We start from the raw sequence: 3,137 nt of genomic DNA, 5'->3' as shown, positions 1-3,137 counted from the left end.
GTGGGACGGGCCGCCGCGAGGAAGGGAACCCCTCCATGAGACGGACGGTCCTGGCCACGGTGCTGGCCTCGATGCTCGCGCTGCCGGCGTGTGAAGACCGCGATGCCCAGGCGACCTGGACCCAGGCGTCGGGCTCGGTGGCGCTCAGCCGGGATGACGCCTTTCTCTACGTGGTGGACTCGGACAACGGCGTCCTCGCCGTCGTGGACACCGCGCGGCGTGAGAAGGTGGGCGAGGTGAAGGTGGGCCTCCTCCCCGAGCGCGTGGCGGTGGGGCCGGACGACACCGTCTACGTCTCCAATCGCGGCTCGCGCAGCGTGTCCGTCATCCGCCGGGGTGACTGGAGCGAGTCGGCCCGCGTCGCGGTGGGCGTGGAGCCCGTGGGCCTGTCGGTGTCGCCCGCGGGGGACACGCTGTACGTGGTGAACAGCACCGCGCTGGCGACGTCGAGCCATGGCTCGTTGATGGCGGTGGACACGCGCTCGCTGTCAGTGCGCTGGGAGCTGCCGGTGGGGGATGAGCCCCGAGGCATCGCGCTGGCGCAGGGTGGCAAGCGCGCGCTCATCACCCGCTTCCGCCAGGGCGACCTGGTCTCCGTGGACCTGACGGACGCGGACCGGCCCCGCGTGGCGCGTGAGCAGACGGACCTGTACGCGCGCGCCAACGTCCGGGACGACGTGGCCGCGTCCCCGGATGGGCTGACGCCGCTGCCTCCGACCGCGGACATCCGCTTCCAGCCGCGCGGCATGTCGAGCGTGGCGGTGACGCCGGATGGCGCGCGCGCGCTGGCGACCGTGATGTGGGCCCGGGAGGACCCGCTGTCTCCGGACGGGTCGCCAACCCCGCCGACCGGGGGCTCGCTCTACGGCGGCGGCGGGCCCTGCAACACGGGCGGCGTGGTGGCGCCAGGGCTGGTCACCTTCGACACGGACACGGGCACGCCTCGGGTGGATGACCTGGACCGGTGCCGTCCGCCCCCGGACCTGTCGCCGGACTTCCCGCCCTCCACCATCATCAGCCCGGAGCTGACGCACCCCATCCAGGGGCCGGTGGCGGCGGTGGTGGACCCGACGGGCCTCTGGGCCTTCGTGGTGAACCGGGAGACGGACAACGTCGCCATCATCCCCACGGGGCGCCGTTCGGGCTCGGACCTGATGGCGGGTTTGGGCAGCACGGTGCGCCAGTTGGTGCGCGTGGGCTCCGGCCCCACGGGCATCGCGATGACGCGGGATGGGCGCAAGGCCTATGTCTACAACGCCTTTGACCACACGGTGACGACGCTGGTGAGCGACGGCGCGGGGGGCACCGCCAACGTGCGCGTGGACGGCGCGCCGCTGCCCATCGCCGGGGACGTGCTGACGCCCAACGAGGTGGCGGGCCGCAAGCTGTTCTTCAGCGCGCTGGACTCGCGCATGGCCAGCACCTCGGTGGGCGCGTCGTGCGCGAGCTGCCATCCCGATGGCCGCGAGGACGGCCACGTCTGGGGCTTCCCGGACGGGCCTCGTCAGACGCCCAGCCTCGCGGGCCGGAGCATGACGAAGACGGGGCCGTTCCACTGGAGCGGCGAGTTCTCCACCCTGCGCGACTTCCTCGACGCGACGGTGCGCCACCGCATGGGCGGGACGGTGCTGGACGGCGTCATGGTGGCGCAGCTGTCCGACTTCATCGACGCGCTGCCCGCGCCGGACAACCCGCACAGGGCCGACGTCTTCACGGACGCGCAGACACGCGGCGAGGCCGTGTTCCGCAAGGCCGCGTGTGACACCTGCCACGGCGGGGCGCAATTCACCCTGAACACGCAGGCCGACGTGGGCACCTTCGTCACCACGGGGCCGCTCCAGGATGACCCGGGGGTGCGCAAGCAGGGGCTCAACACGCCGTCGCTGCTGGGGCTGGCCCGCACCGCGCCGTACCTGCATGACGGCAGCGCCGTGTCGCTGAAGGACCGGCTGATGCAGGGCCGCGAGTCGAACCAGCACGGCGTGACGGCGCAGCTCACCGACGCCGAGGTCGACGACCTGGTGGAGTACCTGCTCACGCTGTAGGGGATGGGGCCTGTCCGGTGGGCCTCAGGGCGCGCCGGAGTCCCCCGCGTCCGCTTCACCGGCGTCCGCGTCCTGGGCACCGGGTGTCCCCGCGTCGAGCACGGCGGGTGTGGTGGCGATGAGCGCCGAGCGCGCCACCTCCACGGCCCGCTCCGTCTCACCGCCCAGCCAGGTGACGACGACCGCGCAGTCCGTGTCGTCATCCCAGGCGAGCACCTGGGACATTCCCTGCGCGGGCGCGCGCCGCACCGCGGCACGGCCCAGCGCGGGCACCGCCACGCCGCCGGCCTGGAGGGTGGGGGCCAGCAACGCGTGGAGGTCCGACTGCGCATAGCGGGCGTTGCAATCCCAGGTGATGGAGACGGCGAGGCCGGGCTCGGCGTCCGAGCGGAAGCTGCACAGCGGTCCACAGGTGGGGCAGGCGCGCTCCTGCTTCATGGTGAAGCCGGGGAGCATCAGCTCGCGGTCGTCCAAGGGCAGCAGCACCTCGCAGTCCGGGAGCGACGCGCGCTCGACAGGGAGCGCCGGGGTGCCCGCGTCCACCGGGGGTGGGTCGGAGGGGCGGCTTCGGCACGCCGCCAGTGCCAGTGCCATGAACAATGCCGCGCGCCCTCCAGCCCTCATCCCGTGTGACTCCCGTGTGCGCCTGCTGAAGCGGCGCGGATGGTAGACCGGAGGATGCCTCGCGCGGCGACGTTTCCCACAGGCCGCTGACCGCTTCCGGACGCAGGCCCGTTTCGGCCTCCGAGCGGGCGGGCTTGCCTCGTGCCTTCTCCACGCGTCGGACTAAGCTGAGTCGCCCCACCATGCGCTCCGCCCCTGCCTTGCCCCTGCTCGTGCTTGCCCTGGTGGGAGACGTCCAGGCGCGCCCCGAGGAACCTCCTCCGCGCAACCCGGCGCCGGACACCTCGTGGGCACGACCCGGCGAGGTCTCCGCGCCCGCTCGCGACGAAGCGCCAGACGACGCGGCCTGGGAGTCCTTCCCGGGGGCCACCGCTGTCCCCGAGGCCGAGGCGGCAGCCACGCTGCCCCAGCTGCCCGAAGTCCCGCCGCTGGTGTCCGCCGACGAGGCCGCCGTCCCCGAGGCGCCCC

The 3,137-nt window shown here is 73.4% G+C and carries 2 protein-coding genes and 1 pseudogene; 2 read left to right on the top strand and 1 reads right to left on the bottom strand.

Annotated elements, in window-relative coordinates; genetic code table 11:
- The first annotated feature begins 35 nt into the window (after window positions 1-35).
- On the top strand, window positions 36-2,045 hold the full coding sequence (locus G4D87_RS35935; RefSeq protein ID WP_163787297.1) for a c-type cytochrome: 2,010 nt from the start codon (window positions 36-38) through the stop codon (window positions 2,043-2,045).
- A gap of 24 nt (window positions 2,046-2,069) precedes the next feature.
- Here the strand turns inward: G4D87_RS35935 and G4D87_RS35930 are convergent, their stop codons facing one another.
- The gene (locus tag G4D87_RS35930; RefSeq protein ID WP_163787295.1) at window positions 2,070-2,669 is read right to left on the bottom strand and encodes a hypothetical protein; all 600 of its coding nucleotides are present in this window, start codon (window positions 2,667-2,669) and stop codon (window positions 2,070-2,072) included.
- Between the two features lie 182 nt (window positions 2,670-2,851).
- On the opposite strand from G4D87_RS35930, the pseudogene G4D87_RS35925 reads away from it, so the two are divergent.
- Window positions 2,852-3,137, top strand: a pseudogene (locus G4D87_RS35925) (hypothetical protein); the annotation flags it as partial.

This window comes from Myxococcus vastator (genome assembly GCF_010894475.1).
GTDB lineage: Bacteria > Myxococcota > Myxococcia > Myxococcales > Myxococcaceae > Myxococcus > Myxococcus vastator.
This window is presented reverse-complemented; position numbering and strand designations above follow the sequence as displayed.